This window comes from Desulforhopalus sp. IMCC35007, assembly GCF_005116575.1.
Taxonomy (GTDB): domain Bacteria; phylum Desulfobacterota; class Desulfobulbia; order Desulfobulbales; family Desulfocapsaceae; genus Desulforhopalus_A.
Map to the genome: position 1 here is coordinate 30,411 of NZ_SWCN01000003.1, position 17,233 is coordinate 47,643.

17 protein-coding genes and 1 tRNA gene are annotated in these 17,233 nt (G+C 44.4%); 10 read left to right on the plus strand and 8 right to left on the minus strand.

The window, feature by feature from the left end:
- The first annotated feature begins 9 nt into the window (after window positions 1-9).
- From livM to FCL48_RS03620, 6 genes are read left to right on the plus strand one after another with little or no spacing between them, the layout of a single operon-like run.
- A complete protein-coding gene (livM, locus tag FCL48_RS03595; RefSeq protein WP_136870885.1) occupies window positions 10-1,218 on the plus strand; it encodes a high-affinity branched-chain amino acid ABC transporter permease LivM in 1,209 nt (402 codons plus the stop codon).
- A 15-nt stretch (window positions 1,219-1,233) separates the two neighbouring features.
- Complete coding sequence (locus FCL48_RS03600) at window positions 1,234-2,025, plus strand: ABC transporter ATP-binding protein (RefSeq protein WP_136870886.1); 792 nt, start codon at window positions 1,234-1,236, stop codon at window positions 2,023-2,025.
- Entirely contained in the window at window positions 2,018-2,725 is a 708-nt protein-coding gene (locus tag FCL48_RS03605; RefSeq protein WP_136870887.1) for an ABC transporter ATP-binding protein, read from the plus strand. Before FCL48_RS03600 ends, FCL48_RS03605 begins: the two co-directional genes overlap by 8 nt.
- Before the next feature lie 47 nt (window positions 2,726-2,772).
- Window positions 2,773-3,753: a Gfo/Idh/MocA family protein gene (locus FCL48_RS03610; RefSeq protein WP_136870888.1), complete on the plus strand. Its 981-nt coding sequence runs from the start codon at window positions 2,773-2,775 to the stop codon at window positions 3,751-3,753.
- Between the two features lie 6 nt (window positions 3,754-3,759).
- Window positions 3,760-4,926, plus strand: a complete 1,167-nt coding sequence (gene lpxB / locus FCL48_RS03615) for a lipid-A-disaccharide synthase (RefSeq protein ID WP_136870889.1) — start codon at window positions 3,760-3,762, stop codon at window positions 4,924-4,926.
- The gene (locus tag FCL48_RS03620; protein ID WP_136870890.1) at window positions 4,910-5,209 is read left to right on the plus strand and encodes a Smr/MutS family protein; all 300 of its coding nucleotides are present in this window, start codon (window positions 4,910-4,912) and stop codon (window positions 5,207-5,209) included. Before lpxB ends, FCL48_RS03620 begins: the two co-directional genes overlap by 17 nt.
- A gap of 68 nt (window positions 5,210-5,277) precedes the next feature.
- Here the strand turns inward: FCL48_RS03620 and FCL48_RS03625 are convergent, their stop codons facing one another.
- The 3 genes from FCL48_RS03625 to queD are packed head-to-tail and all read right to left on the minus strand — an operon-like array spanning window position 5,278 to window position 7,997.
- Complete coding sequence (locus FCL48_RS03625) at window positions 5,278-6,303, minus strand: molybdopterin-binding protein (protein ID WP_136870891.1); 1,026 nt, start codon at window positions 6,301-6,303, stop codon at window positions 5,278-5,280.
- A 22-nt stretch (window positions 6,304-6,325) separates the two neighbouring features.
- The gene (gene tviB, locus FCL48_RS03630) at window positions 6,326-7,603 is read right to left on the minus strand and encodes a Vi polysaccharide biosynthesis UDP-N-acetylglucosamine C-6 dehydrogenase TviB (RefSeq protein ID WP_136870892.1); all 1,278 of its coding nucleotides are present in this window, start codon (window positions 7,601-7,603) and stop codon (window positions 6,326-6,328) included.
- 16 nt (window positions 7,604-7,619) lie between these two features.
- Window positions 7,620-7,997 (minus strand): 6-carboxytetrahydropterin synthase QueD, encoded by a 378-nt coding sequence (gene queD / locus FCL48_RS03635; RefSeq protein WP_136870893.1) that lies wholly within the window; start codon window positions 7,995-7,997, stop codon window positions 7,620-7,622.
- 206 nt (window positions 7,998-8,203) lie between these two features.
- On the opposite strand from queD, the gene FCL48_RS03640 reads away from it, so the two are divergent.
- The 4 genes from FCL48_RS03640 to FCL48_RS03655 are packed head-to-tail and all read left to right on the plus strand — an operon-like array spanning window position 8,204 to window position 12,732.
- Window positions 8,204-9,037 carry a tRNA1(Val) (adenine(37)-N6)-methyltransferase gene (locus tag FCL48_RS03640; protein WP_136870894.1) on the plus strand — a complete coding sequence of 278 codons (834 nt, stop codon included), beginning with the start codon at window positions 8,204-8,206 and terminating at the stop codon, window positions 9,035-9,037.
- A 25-nt stretch (window positions 9,038-9,062) separates the two neighbouring features.
- Window positions 9,063-10,598 carry a YifB family Mg chelatase-like AAA ATPase gene (locus tag FCL48_RS03645; RefSeq protein ID WP_136870895.1) on the plus strand — a complete coding sequence of 512 codons (1,536 nt, stop codon included), beginning with the start codon at window positions 9,063-9,065 and terminating at the stop codon, window positions 10,596-10,598.
- Window positions 10,599-10,621: 23 nt separating this feature from the next.
- Window positions 10,622-12,367: a DUF3352 domain-containing protein gene (locus FCL48_RS03650; RefSeq protein ID WP_136870896.1), complete on the plus strand. Its 1,746-nt coding sequence runs from the start codon at window positions 10,622-10,624 to the stop codon at window positions 12,365-12,367.
- Complete coding sequence (locus tag FCL48_RS03655; protein ID WP_136870897.1) at window positions 12,367-12,732, plus strand: hypothetical protein; 366 nt, start codon at window positions 12,367-12,369, stop codon at window positions 12,730-12,732. The genes FCL48_RS03650 and FCL48_RS03655 overlap by 1 nt, the downstream gene beginning before the upstream one ends.
- 31 nt (window positions 12,733-12,763) lie before the next feature.
- On the opposite strand, the gene FCL48_RS03660 is transcribed toward FCL48_RS03655, so the two are convergent.
- The 5 genes from FCL48_RS03660 to FCL48_RS03680 form a co-directional block, all read right to left on the minus strand.
- A complete protein-coding gene (locus FCL48_RS03660) occupies window positions 12,764-13,264 on the minus strand; it encodes a dCMP deaminase family protein (protein WP_136870898.1) in 501 nt (166 codons plus the stop codon).
- Between the two features lie 7 nt (window positions 13,265-13,271).
- Entirely contained in the window at window positions 13,272-14,102 is an 831-nt protein-coding gene (locus FCL48_RS03665) for an alpha/beta hydrolase (RefSeq protein ID WP_136870899.1), read from the minus strand.
- A gap of 224 nt (window positions 14,103-14,326) precedes the next feature.
- A tRNA-His gene (locus tag FCL48_RS03670) sits at window positions 14,327-14,403 on the minus strand.
- Window positions 14,404-14,472: 69 nt separating this feature from the next.
- On the minus strand, window positions 14,473-15,123 hold the full coding sequence (locus FCL48_RS03675; RefSeq protein WP_136870900.1) for a zinc ribbon domain-containing protein: 651 nt from the start codon (window positions 15,121-15,123) through the stop codon (window positions 14,473-14,475).
- Window positions 15,124-15,241: 118 nt separating this feature from the next.
- A complete protein-coding gene (locus FCL48_RS03680) occupies window positions 15,242-16,939 on the minus strand; it encodes a prephenate dehydratase domain-containing protein (protein ID WP_136870901.1) in 1,698 nt (565 codons plus the stop codon).
- Between the last annotated feature and the right edge of the window lie 294 nt (window positions 16,940-17,233).

The following is a 17,233-nucleotide window of genomic DNA, read 5'->3' on the forward strand; positions in this document are numbered from 1 at the left end:
GCAAACGTTATGTTTTCATTAAAAGAAATTAGAAAGACCGCACTTATCTCTCTTTGGTTTGTTTTTCTCACTTTTCCAATAATGGTTATAAAGGTAGATCCTATTGAGCGGATTGTCCGCTGGAGATGGGATAACGCCCTCTATGTAGGATTGGGAATATTTTTCCTCAGACTTTTTATTGAATTTTTAAAAGAGAAAAATAGTATCAGGCAGGCTGCCAAGACTACAGAAGAAAAAGAATCGCTGTCAAAAATCCACATTATTATCGCCAATCCCAAGCAGAGAAATATCCTCGTCGGGGTTCTACTCTGTGCGGCAAGCGTTTTCCCGTTTATTTTTGATACCTACCAGACAAATATCATGATTACCGCCCTCATGTATGTTGTTTTGGGTCTGGGCCTTAATATTGTTGTGGGGATGGCAGGATTGCTTGATCTTGGGTTTGTGGCATTTTATGCAGTCGGTGCCTATTCCTATGCACTTCTCAATTATCACTTTGGTCTTGGCTTCTGGGCTGTTCTGCCAATTGGAGGCGGCCTTGCTGCAATGGCAGGTATCCTCCTGGGTTTTCCGGTTCTGCGCCTGCGGGGGGATTATCTTGCCATTGTAACTCTTGGATTTGGAGAGATCATTCGCCTGGTTCTTGAAAACTGGAACGAGTTCTCCATGGGGCCGAGTGGAATATCCAATATTCCAAGGCCCGGATTGTTCGGCCTGGAAATGTCACTGAACGGGTCGATCCTGTACCTGTATTATATGATGATCCTTTTCATGATTTTTACAATTTTTGTCGTTAACCGCCTTCAGGACTCAAGACTTGGCCGAGCATGGATTGCTCTGAGAGAGGATGAGATTGCATGTCAAGCCATGGGGATCGATAAACGCAAAACCAAACTGGTTGCTTTTTCCCTTGGCGCCTTCTGGGCGGGTATCGTCGGAGTCATCTTTGCTGCAAAAACAACTTTTATTAATCCAGCGAGTTTCACTTTTCTCGAATCTGCAATAATTTTATCCATCGTTGTTCTGGGAGGTATGGGCTCGATTGTCGGGGTAATTATTGGTGCCTTTATCCTTATCTTGCTGCCGGAGTACCTGAGAGCTTTTTCTGAATACAGGATGCTTGCTTTTGGAGCTATACTTGTTGCAATGATGGTATTTCGTCCACAGGGCCTCTTTTCTACTATCCGCCGCACCTATACCTTCGAAAAAGATAAATAGCGTACAAAAGCAATTATGACGACTCCAATATTAAAAGTAACTGGCCTTACCATGGATTTTGGTGGTATTCGGGCCCTCAACCAACTCGATCTCGATGTCTGCGCAGGTGAGATTGTAGCACTTATTGGACCAAATGGTGCAGGAAAGACTACATTTTTTAATTGTGTAACCGGCATATACACTCCGACAAAGGGCGACGTCATACTCACGCCACCGGGTTCCAGTAAAGGTATCAGCCTTAAAGGTATGAAGCCAAATATTGTTACCCAAAAAGGACTTGCCCGTACTTTTCAAAACATCCGGCTGTTTTCTAAGATGACCGTTCTGGAAAATGTTATGATTGGCCGACACTGCAGAACGAAAGCATTTATTCTCGGAGCAATACTTCGCACAAAGGCCACCCGGAGAGAAGAACGAGAAATTCTAGAGATGAGTTACGGTTTACTCGAAAAGGTAGGTCTTGCCGACTTTGCTAATGAATTTGCCGAAAATCTTTCCTATGGCGCGCAGAGAAGGCTGGAAATTGCCAGAGCCCTTGCAACCGAACCTCTTCTCCTTTTACTCGACGAACCAGCGGCGGGTATGAATCCTCAGGAGACACTTGAACTCGACGATCTTATAAAAAAGATCGCTTCAGAAGGGCAGTCGATACTGCTTATCGAACATGACATGAAACTGGTTATGAGTCTGTCCGACAGGATATTTGTCATGGATTATGGCAAAAAAATTGCTCAAGGTGTGCCCGCCGAAATCCGGGCGAATCCTCAAGTTATCAAAGCATATCTCGGTGAGGAAGTTGATGCTTAAGATTGAAAATATACAGGCTGGGTATGGCAACATCATTGCCATTAAAAATGTGAGCCTGGAAATAAACGAGGGTGAGATCATCACTCTTATCGGTGCAAATGGTGCAGGGAAAAGTACAACCCTGATGACGATTTCCGGTGTTGTGGCAGCACGCTCGGGGCATATTTTTTTCAGGAATGAACCGATTGAGAAAAAATCATCCGACGACATTGTAAAACTTGGTATCTGTCAGGTGCCGGAGGGGAGACATATCTTTCCTCAATTGACCGTTCAGGAAAATCTTGATATGGGGGCTTTCCTTCGCAAGGATACAGCTGAAATCAAAAAAGATCTTGAATATGTTTTTGATCTTTTTCCGATTCTTGCTGCGAGAAAAAACCAGGACGGAGGAACTCTGAGTGGTGGTGAGCAGCAGATGCTGGCAATGTCAAGGGCTCTCATGGCTCGGCCGCAGTTACTTCTGCTCGATGAGCCTTCGATGGGACTTGCGCCTCTGGTCATTAAGCAGATTTTCGAGATTATCAAACAAATCAATAAAGAAAATAATACAACTATTTTCCTTGTTGAACAGAACGCCAATCAGGCACTTCATATTGCAGACAGGGCATATGTCCTTGAAAATGGTGAAATCACCCTGTCCGGTTCAGCAGCCGATCTGCTCAAGAACTCGGATATACAAAAGGCATATCTCGGTATCTGATTCATTTTATTAAAACGATATATAGTTTCCTATAAGGGTTGTACACAATGCAAAATTTAAAAGTGGCGGTTATCGGAGTGGGATATCTCGGTCGATTTCATGCCCAGAAATATGCGTCTCTTCCCGGGATTGATCTGGTTGGTGTCGTCGATCCGGATCAAACCCAGGCAGAGCTGGTGGCGGCAGAATGTAACTGTAAAGCTTTCACCGATTACAAGGAATTGGTCACACAGGTCAATGCCGTCTCCATTGTTGTTCCCACCTCTTTACACCATAGAGTCGCAGGGGATTTTCTTGGTGCCGGTGTAGATGTTCTGCTTGAAAAGCCGATGACCGTCACTCTTGAAGAAGCGGACGATCTCATTGCTCTTGCAAAGGCTAAAAATCTCATTCTGCAAATTGGTCACCTGGAGCGATTTAATCCCGCTCTCATGGCCATGAAGCCCTCACTCACAACACCGGTTTTCATAGAGAGCAACAGGATTGCCACCTTTAAACCACGGGGGGTTGATGTTGACGTTGTTCTCGATCTTATGATTCATGATATTGATATTATTTTAAATATTATTGATTCTCCGATCAAGACCATCCATACGGTGGGTGCACCGGTTGCAACTGCAAATACCGATATCGCCAACGCCCGGCTTATTTTTGAAAGTGGTGCCACCGCTAATGTTACCGTGAGTCGGGTTTCTCGTACCAACGAGAGAAAAATGCGAATCTTTCAGCCCGGGAGCTATATCAGTGTAGATTTCGGCAAAAAGAAAGTCATGACCATTCTGCTCTCTGAAGAACTGCTGGAAAGCGGTATGCCAAAGCAGGTCGTTGATCTGCGCTCATTTGAAAGTGGAGATGCTCTGCTTGCTGAAATAGAGGCTTTTGTTTCTCATGTGAAGGAACGGACAAAGCCTGCCGTTTCAGGAGTGGAAGGCAGAAGGGCGCTTGAAGTGGCCTTACAGGTCATGACCCAGATAAAAGAGCATCAGCAACTCGACCTATTTAAAGGTTTTTTCCAAAAACCATCCTGATTAGACATGGGCCGAAAAATTATGATTGTCACCGGAGAAGCCTCCGGTGACCTCCATGGAGCTAATCTCGTCCGGGCATTACAAAAAGAAGAGCCCGGGCTTGAGTTTTGTGGGATGGGTGGTCCTGAACTGGGTTCAGTCGGGGTTGATCTGCTTTTTGATGCCGAAAAAGTGAGTGTTGTCGGAATTTTCGAGGTCTTTTCCCACCTTAAAGATATCTTCAGGGCACAAAAAATTCTTCGTCTCAGACTTGCCTCCGATCCGCCCGATCTTCTTATTCTCATTGATCTTCCTGACTTTAACTTGCTGCTGGCAAAAAAAGCCAAAAAACTGGGAATTCCGGTTTTCTACTATATTTGTCCGCAGGTTTGGGCGTGGCGGTCGGGTAGAATAAATACCTTGAAAAAACGTGCAGACCGTTTTGGGGTAATTTTCCCCTTTGAAGAACAATACTTTAAAGAAAGGGGACTCAATGCCCGTTACGTTGGGCATCCTCTGCTTGATTCTGTCTCAACGAGTAAAACACGCTCAGAGTTTACCAGCGAGCATAATATCGACCGCTCAACTAAAATTATCGGTTTACTTCCCGGCAGCCGCAAGAGGGAGGTGACGTCACTCCTCCCGGTTTTTCTCGAAGCTGCCCAGCTGTTGCAAAACAGTATGAATGAAAAACTAGTCTTTGTGGTGCCAAAAGCTGCCGCTATCGATCAAAAGATTTTTAGAGAGGCGGGACTCGATAACCTGAATGGCATAGATGTGAGGCTCATCGAAGGTGACAGATACAATGTGATGGCCTCATGTGATTGTGTCGTCGCAGCCTCCGGCACTGTGACATTGGAGCTTGCACTGCTCAGCGTTCCCATGGTGGTAACCTATAAACTATCACCCCTTACGTATCTTCTGGCCAAGTCTCTCGTTAAACTTGAGTTTTTCTCATTAGTGAATCTGATTGCTGGCTTTGGGGCAGTTCCTGAGCTACTGCAGGACGAGGTTGAGCCAAAGACCATAAGCCGTGAGCTTGCTGTTCTTCTTAATGCATATCCAAGAAAAAAGAAGATGAACGAGGCCCTTGATCTTGTTAACCAACGACTGGGCGAACCTGGCGCTTCAGCCAAAGCTGCTCAGGTGGCACTGGAATTATTAGAGGAGAAGGAGAGTGGACGAAGAGTATGATAAAGATGGTGAGGAAGATGCTGCTGTTCAGCTTGTCATCGATGGTGTTTTAGATCTCCACCCATTTTCACCAAAGGATTTGAAGTATCTTATCCCCGATTATATCGCTGAATGTCTTGAGCGCAACATCCTTGAACTCAGAATTATACACGGCAAAGGTAAGGGAAATATCCGACGCTCCGTCCATGCACTGCTTGATCGAAATCCCCATGTGCAGGATTATAGAACAGGGGATCTTGACTCCGGTGGCTGGGGAGCCACAGTGGTGCTGTTGAAAAAATAACCTGGCAGCTTGCCCCAGGTAATTGATCCCAGAGCTGTTCAGCTGTTATTTTCAGCCCAAAAACCGGACTATTTGCCGAAATTGCACACCGGATAATGACATACTTTGCAATTCCTGCACAAGCCGCCATGACCGAGTTCCGCCAACTCTTTTCGCCCAATCGCCTCACCTGTGAGAATCCGGGGGAAAACGAGATCAAACACGGTAATTTTATGATACATGCCGCAGGCCGGAAGGCCGAGAACGGGAATGTCTCTGATCATACCACTTAAAAACATAGCTCCAGGCAGTACAGGTGTTCCATACACTGCTGTTGTAGCACCGGCTGCAATAATCCCTTCCTTTGTCACATCATCGGGGTCAACGGACATGCCACCGCTGGTAATGATAAGGTCGCACTCCTCAGCAATGCATGCTGAAATTTCTGCGGCAATACTCTCCTTGTTGTCCGGAGCCTTTTTTACTGTTTGAACCGTTGAACCGTATCCGAGGGCTTTTTCTCGAAGAACCTCCTCAAAACGGTCCTCGATACGGCCATAAAAGACTTCATTGCCTGTAATCACCAGACCTATTTTTTTTGATAGAAGGGGATGGACAGAGACAATGGATCCTGCATCTGCAGCAAGATTTTGCGCTGTTTCAACGAGCTTGCGGTCGCCAATAAGAGGGATGAGTCTTGTTCCCGCAACAATCTCCCCTTTATGAACCGGGGTGTAATTGTGCAGGGTGGAGCACATTACCTCACCGAGCATGTTGAATGCGAGCAAGGCATCCTTGTTAACCCTGAGTAAACCGTCATATTCAGCATAAAGGGTGATTTTACCTTCTTGAGGTGTTGGGGGAAAGATAACCCCCACACCGGCCAGACTTCCTGCGAGCAGAATTGCAGCCTCATTCTCATGAATATCGTTCTCACCTAAATGAAGAACATATATGTTATCCTTGCCCAGCTGTTTCAGCAGATCAATATCAGATGTCTGTATGATATGGCCTTTCTTGAAGGCGGTACCTTTTTTTACATCTTTAATTATGACGGTAATATCATGGGGAAGAACCATCCCCACTGCCTGTTCTACAGGAATTGTCTGCAACATCTAATTCTTAAACCTTTCATTCTCAGAGACAACCGTCTATCAGATCCCTTGGTAAAATACCCTTCACGTCGTAGATGACGACATTCTCTTTGCCGTATCTTCGGATGTGGTCAAAGGGCAGTTCAACAAACTGGTGGTGGGAGACCGCCATAATGATCGCGTCATAAAAGGCTTCTTTAGGGTGGGTAATAAGACTGACACCATACTCACGCACTGCCTCAGCAGGGTTGACCCATGGATCAAGAACGTCGACTTCAATACCGTATTCTTTAAATTCTCCGATAATATCAACAACCTTCGTATTTCTCAGATCCGGACAGTTTTCTTTAAAACTCAACCCCATGACAAGAACATTACTACGGGAGGTATCTATCTTTTTTTTGACCATCTTTTTAATCACCGTGTTGGCAACATAAGCCCCCATGTGATCATTGAGTCTTCGTCCTGCCAGGATCATATCCGGTTGGTAGCCTACTTCCTGGGCCTTATGGGTGAGATAATAGGGGTCGACACCAATACAATGACCACCGACAAGGCCTGGCTGGAAAGGCAAAAAATTCCACTTGGTGCCAGCCGCCGCAAGGACTTCTTTTGTGTTAATGTTTAATTTCTCAAAGATAAGGGCAAGTTCATTGATGAGAGCGATGTTCACATCTCGTTGGGTGTTTTCTATAACCTTGGCAGCTTCTGCGACCTTGATGGAACTGGCAAGAAAGGTTCCTGCTGTAATAATTGATGCATAGAGTGCATTGACAAATTGTGCAACTTCAGGGGTAGATCCTGATGTGACCTTCACAATTGTGGGTAAACGGTGGCCTTTATCACCTGGATTTATTCTCTCTGGACTGTACCCGCAGAAAAAATCTTCGTTAAAACGAAGACCGGAATACTTCTCTAACAGAGGAACACAGACTTCCTCCGTCGCTCCTGGATACACCGTGGATTCATAGACCACGATATCACCTTTACTGAGTACCTTACCGACGGTTTCAGATGCTTTTTCAAGGGGGGTGAGGTCCGGTCGCTTCGAGGCATCGATAGGCGTGGGTACCGCAACTATATAAACGTTACAGTCTTGAATTTCAGCAGCATCCGAGGTGTAGTGCAGCGAGTGGGCTTCAAGGAGTTCTTCACTTTCTACTTCAAGAGTTGAGTCTTTTCCTTCTCTGAGTTCCTGGATTCGCCCACTATTGAGGTCAAAACCTGTGGTTGAATATTTTTTACCAAATTCAGCGGCGAGGGGAAGACCGACATAACCAAGACCAACAACACAGATTTTTATTTTTTCGAGAGATATCATTGTATAAGGTGATTTATTAGTTTTGAGGGCCGTAATATGTCAGTCCCTGGGTATCAGTTTCAAGAACACGTACGCTGTAGAGCTGATAGCTGTCAGAGGTCAGCTCCTCTTTGATGTCTGCAAAGAGAAATTCAGCGATATGTTCCGAAGAAGGGTTTTGTTTCTCAAAATAGGGGAGGGTATTCAAGTCTTTATGATCAAGTTTGTCTATTGCGTGTTTGACTATCTTTTTTAATACTTTAAAATCAATCCCCATTCCATACTGATCAACGGATGTAGCTCTGACGGTAACCCTTACTTTCCAGTTATGCCCGTGGGGTTTTTCACAGTCCCCAGGGTAATCTCTTAAATGGTGGGCGCCGGCAAAATGTGTATCGATAAATATATCAAACATTGTATTCTCCTGAGATGGTAACTCTGTTTCAGGTTATGGAATAATTTAAAATCAAAGAAAAAACTGGATGGATTATTTGATTTTAATGTCGACCTTCACAGATATTTAATCATCTACTCTTTATAAAACAAATTCATAGATGTAAATGCCTTTTAAAAATATATTCTGTATTATTGTGAGATGATACTGTTATAGAGCTGGAGTCAATGTCGACTCTACTCTTTTCTCTGATAATTGGCTATAATACCAACGAGGTGAAGAAACACTTGATAGTTGATAAGGTAAATGATGGGATTGACTGTAATAGTCTCTTTGATGGAGACCTTATCTGTGAACAGTACAAGTCTGGTTACAGATTCTCCATCGATGCTGTGTTACTGGCTCATTTTGTGACAGTGAAAAAAGATGACCGGATCCTCGATTTGGGTACCGGGTCTGGTATTATCCTGCTTATTTTACTCTATCGATATGATAAAATAATCAGAAATTGTGCCGGAATTGAAGTTCAAGACCGCCTTTTCTCTCTTGCAAAAAATAATATTCTAAATAACAGCTATTTAGAACAATGTACTATTCTTCATGGCGATATGAGAAAGATCCAAGATCTTTGTCGAGCCGGGAGTTTCGATAGCATCGTCTGTAACCCTCCTTTTTACCCCGAGCACACGGGCAGGATGAGTACAAACCGCGAAGAAAAAACAGCAAGACATCAGGTTACAGGTGAGATTGATGATTTTCTGGCGGCTGCAGCCTACGCGGTAAAAAACAGGGGAAACATCTTTTTTATTTATCCCGCCGATCTTTTAGGAGAATTTATACTGGCTGCATCACGATATAAATTTGAGGTGAAAAAGCTTCGCTTTGTCTACAGCTACCCTGGCTCACAGAAGGGCGCCCAGCTCGTGCTCGTTCATTGCAGTAAAAATGGCGGAAAAGGTGTTTATATCTCTGAACCGTTATATGTGTACACTGAAAAAAACGGACTTTACACCCGGGAAGTTGATGAATACTACCAAAAAAAAGGCAGCTTAATAACGTGACTCAATTTATTTATGTAATCGTACTATGCTTTCCAAAACAATAAGCTGCTCTGTCGTTGGCATAAACGGCTGGTTGATACAGGTGGAGGTTGATGTCGCCAAAGGTCTGCCCATTTTCTCAACGGTCGGCCTCCCCGATGGTGCAGTAAGAGAGAGTAAGGACCGGGTCAAGGCGGCAATAAAAAACTGTGGCTATGAATTTCCTGCAAAACGTATCACCGTCAACCTCGCGCCGGCTGATATCCGGAAAGAAGGGACAGGTTTTGATCTTCCCATTGCCCTTGGAATTCTTGAGGCTACGGAAACACTCAAGAACTGCACACCAGGTGAGTACTGTATCGTGGGTGAACTCTCTTTAGATGGTGGGGTCCATAGGGTAAGCGGAGTGCTGCCTATGGTTCTAACAGCCAGAGAGAAAGGGCTGAAAGGGGTGATTATTCCCCGTGAAAACATGGTTGAGGCAATGCTTGCAACGGAAGATCTGTCGATTATTCCAGTTTCATCACTGCAGGATGCCGTTGAATTTTTAGCAGGGCGTAAGGATATTGCCCCGCTGAGCAAAAACGATGAAGCGGAACATCATGTAATCTACGATTACGATGTTGATTTTTCAGAAGTAAAAGGTCAAGCTCATGTGAGAAGGGGTTTAGAAATCGCCGCTTCCGGTGGTCACAACATCCTGCTGAGTGGCCCCCCGGGCGGTGGCAAGACCATGCTTGCCCGGCGTTTTACCACGATTTTACCGGTAATGAGTAGAGAAGAGATTCTTGAAACCACAAAGGTCTATTCGGTCTCTAAAAAATTGATGCAAACAAATGAGACGCTGGCTACCCGCCCTTTTAGAGCACCACACCATACCATCTCAGATGCAGGCCTTATTGGCGGTGGCAACATTCCCCAACCGGGTGAGGTTTCCCTTGCCCATAACGGGATATTGTTCCTCGATGAACTTCCTGAGTTCAAAAGAAGTGTTCTCGAGGTGCTGCGCCAGCCCCTTGAGGATGGAGAAGTCACTATTGCCCGTGCGAATATGACCCTGACCTTTCCGGCTAAATTCACTCTCATTGCTGCCATGAATCCCTGTCCCTGCGGGTTTTTAGGGGATGTGCGCAATAAATGCAGATGCACAGACACCGATATACAAAAATATAGAGCCAAAATATCCGGACCACTTCTCGATCGAATCGATCTACATGTGGAGGTGCCAGCATTGGATTATAAAGAGATGAGTTCTGAAGCTGTCGGGGAAAGTTCGGCAGACATCAAAGCCCGGGTCGACAGGGCAAGGCAGATACAGCAGCAAAGGTTCACAGAAAATCAGGGTGTCTATTGTAACAGCCAGATGAACAACCGTCTTATCGAAAAATTTTGTCAGCTGGGTGAAAGTTCAAAGCGGCTCCTGGAAAAAAGTGTTGAACGTTTAGGACTCTCGGCCCGTTCGTACCACAGGGTATTAAAGCTCTCGAGGACCATAGCCGACCTTGAGAGCTCGAAAAATATTGAATCCCGTCATGTTGCTGAAGCAGTTCAGCTTTGCCGAAGCATTCAGGTAACGCATTAATCTCTCTTCACTGTAAATCAATTATGAACACCAATGCTTTTGTGACGTTTAGTTCTATATTGCTTGTGGTCGTCTACCTTCTGGTCTGGCGCTATGACCCTGATCACGAGGATAATATGGCAAAATTCATTCCTGACAATGCCCTGATATTCTTCGAACAGCGCAATGCGCCAGATGCCATAGACACCTTTAAAAAGTCCCAGCTTGGGAAAAATTTTACTGCTATTGATTTCAGAAAAGCCGGTAATAAAATCAATCTTTCTGAAGAATTTATCGATACCATTGAGACAATCCAGCACAATTATTCCCGCCCTTTTGAAGATGACCTCATAGATGAGCTACTGGGGCGGCGTTTTGCTTTTGCTCTTTTTTGGCCCCAGAATGATTTTGATTTCCACGATATTGAAACTTTTTTCAAAGATAACTCTGTCATTCTGGCAAAACCAAGACACAGTGCAGATTTGTTGAAATTTCTAGCAGAACACTATTCTACGATCACAGATGGTTTCAGTTACCAGATTCATCAATACGGCAATCATCAGATCTCACGGATGAGCACCCCGGAAGGAACCGTTTCTCTCTCTGTCATTGAGGGTTTGCTGCTTTTTAGCTTTAATGAAAAACGCCTTAAAACCTCAATTGACACCTACGATAAAGAAATAAAATCTCTCCATGACACTGTTTCTTTTAGAAAAGCGCGGCAAAAATTTAAGCGACCAGAACGTTTTATTTATCTTCCTGTTGATACGATACGCAAATTCGCGGCGGAGGCTATGGTTCACCTGGATCCCAATATGGCAAACCTGGTTGAAAGCCAGATAGAAAACACCATGGGCTTTACAGGGCTGAGTTATGCAGCCTGGCCCGGCAAAAATCTGGTTGAAGATAAACTTATTCTCAGTTATGAAAAATCTATTATTAACAGCGCTTCCCTCCAGCATCTCCAAACTGAGCCCGTTACCACCTCAATGCTTGAGCTCACCACGGGTGATCCCCTGGTCTATTATTGGTCTAATGCAATAGATTTACGTCATCTCTACACATTTCTTGTGCCAGATGACGATCAAAACAGCCATGTTTATAATTATTTTAAAAGATTGGAAGAGTTGTCGGGGATTTCAACGGAGGAAATTCTGTCAGTTCTGGGGCAGGAAGTGAGCCTTGTTGTAGAAAAAAATGATGAGGAAAACTTTATTCCGGTTCCCCTTGGTGTGCTGCTTTTCAAAATTGATCCCCACGTAGATGTGGCTGCCATGGCCAATAATATTGTGAATGCCTTTGGGTTACCTGTTGTCGAAAAACTCTATAATTCCGTCACCTACCTGTATTGGGTGGCCTCTCCTCAGGATGGTCTGCAACCGCTTTGCGGATATTGGAGTAATTATCTCTTTGTTGGCAACAGTGCCCTGTTCCTTGAACGTGTCATAGATGGCTTTAACAACGACACCTCTCTTTTAAAAAATCCGAAAGTTAAAGCCATTGATCCGGGGATAACCGAAAAAAATAATTCCATCACCTATTTCAATAATGTTGAGATCATAGAGCTCACCCAGCGCCTGCTTTCCGCACTTGGTACGATAGTATCCCTTGAGGATAAAACAAAGGCACAACAGGCCCATATCATTTTAAATGAAGTGGTAAATCCATTGCTCAATGGTATTAAAGAGTATGAAAGAAGCTGCACAAGGAGTTATTTCGCCCCAGGAATGGTCGTCATTGAATCCAAAAGCAGCATTGCTAAAAAAGAGAACCGAAAAGAGGCGAGGTAATGCAAAAAATCGTAGACGAATTGAAAAAGATTCTTCCTTTTAAAAATACCACAGACATCGGTGATATTATCGTTATCGCTGCAAAAGAACCGCAAATGCTTCTCTACGCACATGTTGATGATATTGAAAGGGATACGAGCCGTAAGGATGAATGGTGGCACGTGCATATGAGCATGCTTTCCATTCCTCTCCAGAAGGTGACCTGGACACTGCGCACCGAGCAAATTTCAGGTCAGGAGATCTTTACCATGGGTGGTGAGGAGCGTTTTATTCAGGCAATTGAGTTTGGTGGTGCATCAAAGGCCAATGTCTCAGCCAAGGCCTCCAAAAAGAAAAACATTTCACCCCTTAAAAGAGTCAAATAGATTTCTTGTTGGAAATGGCGCGGTTGTTCTTTTAGAAAAGCTCGGGAGGAATAAAACTGATAGCAAGGCCTTTAAGTTTTGTTTCAAGCCGCCTGTAGGTGATATTCGGGGACTTGTCGAGCATAATTTTTGATGCTCTTACCTGGTCAGTATCTTTATACTTGTCCGAGAGATAAATAATTTCTTTTATGCCCGCCTGAATGATCACCTTTGTGCATTCATTACATGGAAAAAGCCCTACATAGATGCGGCAATTTCTCAAATCTCTGGAAATTGAATTTAAGACGGCGTTGAGTTCAGCGTGGCACACGTAGGGATATTTGGTTTCTAAAAACGAGCCCTGACGTTCCCATGGAAGCTCATCATCGGAGCACCCCCATGGGAAGCCATTATAGCCAACGCCGACTATTTTATTGTGTTCATTGGCAACGCAGGCTCCAACCTGGGTACTTGGATCTTTACTTCGTTGCGCCGATAACAGTGCAACAGCCATAAAATACTCGTCCCAGGATAAATAATCTGTTCTCTTCATCGCTTATCTAACTCTCCTGGCTTTCATTATATTTTCTTCGCTTTTGCCTCCAGGTGTTTACGCCACAGAGGGTGTCGATAAATTTCTTAATAGTTTCAAAATACAAAGGCCCACCGATCAAATACAAATTATCGTGCTGAGCCCCTGGGATAATGAAAAACTGTTTAGACCTGGCCCCACTGGTAGCCTGTAATTTTTCCGCTTCCGCGATGGGGATTAAGGGGTCTCTGGCTCCATGGAAAATAAGCGTTGGAAGTTTGATTTTTTCGATTTTCTCCAGATTGCGAAAACCGTTTTCTTCTAGCCCATCTATTGAATCGGTTGTAACTCCTAGACTTTTAAGATACTCGCCGGTCTGGGAAATAGCACTTTCAAGGAGCAAACCCTTGATAGCTTCTGAATGTTTAAAGGCGGTGTCGATGGCCAGAATAGAACCTAAAGCCTGGCCCATCACAAACAGAGTTCCTGTGCAGGAATTGTCTTTGAGCCAATTGCTTGCCTGATCAAAGAGTTGGCGGCCATCCTGATAGAACTGCTCCAGTGTCAGACAGTCATTGCTGCCATTGTCGCTTCTGTAGGAGAGGATGAGGACATTAATTCCTTGTTGATTGTAGCTTGCTGCCATACCTTCATATTGTTCGAGCGGAGTTTTTGTCGAAGGGAAAAAAATAATATTCGGGCTGGCATCTGTTGCGAGATAAAATTGTGCGAGAAGAGCCTTGCCTGTGCAATCTTCAAAAGAGAGGACCCTTGCCTTCTCAGAGGGGCTGGTGAATGCTGTTCGTTGCCCGGAAAAAAGCAGGGTGTTAATTTCGCTGTTATTGATGAATTGAGTCATGGTTTTTTATTAAAAGAATGAAAAGGATGGTGGGGGATGATTGTTCTTGAAAAAAACAATGTAAATAATCACAGCAGAAAAAGCCATAGATAGTTGGCAATAGCCTTATGAGAACAAGCTTTACAACAAGTACTCCATGCCATTTCTATCACTCAGGGAAAATATAAACCGATATAAACAACAAAGCCCCACTAACGATGATCCGTCAGTGGGGCCTATTTAAATGGGGTGAGCGAGGGGACTTGAACCCCCGACCTCCTGGGTCACAACCAGGTGCTCTAACCAACTGAGCCACGCCCACCACAAAATACCTTGTTGTTGAAAAGCTTGTCCTATATACCCGCTCAGATTTTCTTTTGCAAGAATTAAATTATACAAGGTCCTCTTTGCAATGCATACATTTTTTGGCCTGGGCCTTAATAATCTCCAAACAATGCGGACATTCCTTCTTGAAATTTTTTTCAAGAAGCAGACGGATACCCGCGTCCACAGCATGTTTCAAAGCAGGATCCCGATATTTATGATTGCGCAGGGGATCGATACAGTCAAGATTATTAATGGCCGCAATGTATCCAGCCGCTTCTTCACGGGCCCTTTTGCCAGCCCCCTCATCAAGAAGTAGAAACAGCACAGGCTCAATATTTTTTTCTGCGACACAGGTCTTTAATGCCTCTTTTGCCTGTTTTTGTTTTTGATACTGTTCGTTTTGGGCACGCAGCTCTTCCTTGTTAATAACACAGGCCTTGAAGGCATCGGCATTGCCTACCATCATGTAGTTTTTTTCCCTGCTATCGGGCAATTCCATATACCGATAAGAAGAATGGTGACCGTACTGTTCCTCTATTTTTTTCCAACCGTTCAAAAAAACAGGGCAACCATCGTTGAGGCAGATAAAAAGTACCTCAGATCCCCAGCCCAGACCATCGCCAATGTGGATGGGTGGGGCTTCGCAGCAGGATAATTCCTGATTACAATGAGGACACATTTTCACCTCATCGAGGAAACGTAAATCTCTTGGCATGTTGCTACTCCTTGAAAAATATTGAATCCGCAGGTTGTTTCGGAAAAAAAGTTAAAACAGCCTCGGTATAGTTCGATGTGCGACTACTATAGTAGACCTTCGCAAAAATACAATTGATTTAGCTCATCTTTAAATTTGGCTGGCTCAGTATCTGATCAACAGCTTTTGCCTGCTTCATTCGTGTTCGCAAGAACTCCTGAGGCATATCTTTTCTGTTGCTTTCCATTATCTCAAGCAGGTTCGAAATTTTGCCGTTTTCGGCAAGTTCAATGAGCTTTAGGATATTTTGAGCAAAGCTCCGGACAATTTTTCTGCCATCCCCTTCAGTTGCCATGATTTCAGCATATGTTCTGGGATTTTGATTGTGCACTCTGGCCATAGCCAGGATCCCGTAGAGTGAGGTCAGGGTAGAGTGGCTTCCAATATCTCTAAAATCAATCTTATGATCCTTTAAGGTCATCGCAAGTGCAACTGATATAGTGGTGGGAAGCTTTTGACCAACCCCCATGAGCAGGTCATGCTTTTGCGCGCTGTCATGGAAAATATCAGCCCCATGCTTATACAAAAAAGCCTCGAATTCACTACAGAAGGAGCCACTTCGAGGGGTTCTTACTATTGTGGCGTTTTTATCCTTCATCGCAATAGCCTGCGGCCCCCAGAGGTTGTGGACAAACATGATTTCGACCCCCTGACTGGTCGATTCTAGGGCGCTTGCGATGGTGTTCTCCGACTCACCTGCGAGGATGATCAAGGCCTGGCCATCCCGCATTAGTGGTCCATACTTCGCTATAGTCGAGGCAGTTACGGATATTGGCACACAGACCACAACAACGTCGACAGCTGCAATCATCTCAGCAGGAGTAGTCGGTGTTGACCGACCTGTAATGATCGTCTTGTATCCTTCATTTTTTAGCCGATCTGCAAACCAGCCGCTCATGTCGCCGCTACCGATAAAACCGAAGAAATTGATCTTTTTAACCCTCATGTCAACTCTTGGAAAAGAGCCTAAGATCTTGAGTGCACGATCTTCCTGGATAATATTTGATTCGATGGTTTTAAAGGCCTGGGCAATGTTTTTATTGGCGATATGACCTTCTACTTCGAGGTAGATACGAAGTTTTTGTGTTTTGATATCGTTTTCTGATTGAAGGTCGAGGATGTTGATGCCGCGGCGGGTAAATTCACCGAGAATGTCAGCCAGAATTCCAACCCTGTCTTTCAGGGGCTTGGTGATCACTGCAGTTGCATCATAGCCTGTCTCTTTTGCCGGGGTCTTACTCAATATCGCAAAACGAGTACGGTTATGGGAGACGACCTCACGGTCCAGAAGCTCCAGATTATGCTTTTTGACCAGTTCTTCACTCTCTATGACTGCCACCCCGAGCTTGTGTTCCTTGGCGATGGAGAGCATGGCATTATCAATACCGGTTACAGCCATGAGGATGACATCTGGGAAATGCTCTTCAAGGTACTCTGCACACTGACGAAAGACAGAACTTCTACCGACGATAGTGTGGATCGGTGCGCCGCCTTTTGCCGGGTTTTCCAGTGCACCAAGAGATAGGTGAATCGGCAGTACCACATTATCTATCCAGTAACAGTTCTCCATGCCGGCAATAAGACGGAAATACTCTTTTACCTCACCTTCTCTCGTGTTATACACAGGGATAAGTGCAAGTTCTTCTTTTCCCTGTGTGAAACTATCGAGCACCTCGGAGATTCTGGTAAAATGAGATATTTTCGCTTCAGGTGCATATTGACAACACGCCTGATAGCTGTCCGAACCAACTGGACCTATGGTGGCTATTGAAGACATAATGAAATCGTAGGATTATTTCTAAAAGTAGGTGATGTATGAAGGCGGAATCCTGGAAATACTATACCCGCCCTTTGTTTCGTTTCTTGGTCGTATAGGTTGTGCAAAATATCCCCTTAAAACCTATTAATCAAGATTTTTAAATTATCGTTGGGTGTGGCGCAGGATTACAATAAATATTAAAACTCCTGTTCACCTTACTGCAATTGCCCAAAATTCACATTCATTCTAAATTCTTGAGACTTACGAAAGCTGAATTGCCAAGATCTTCCCGCTTTGTTTTTAATTTTTTTC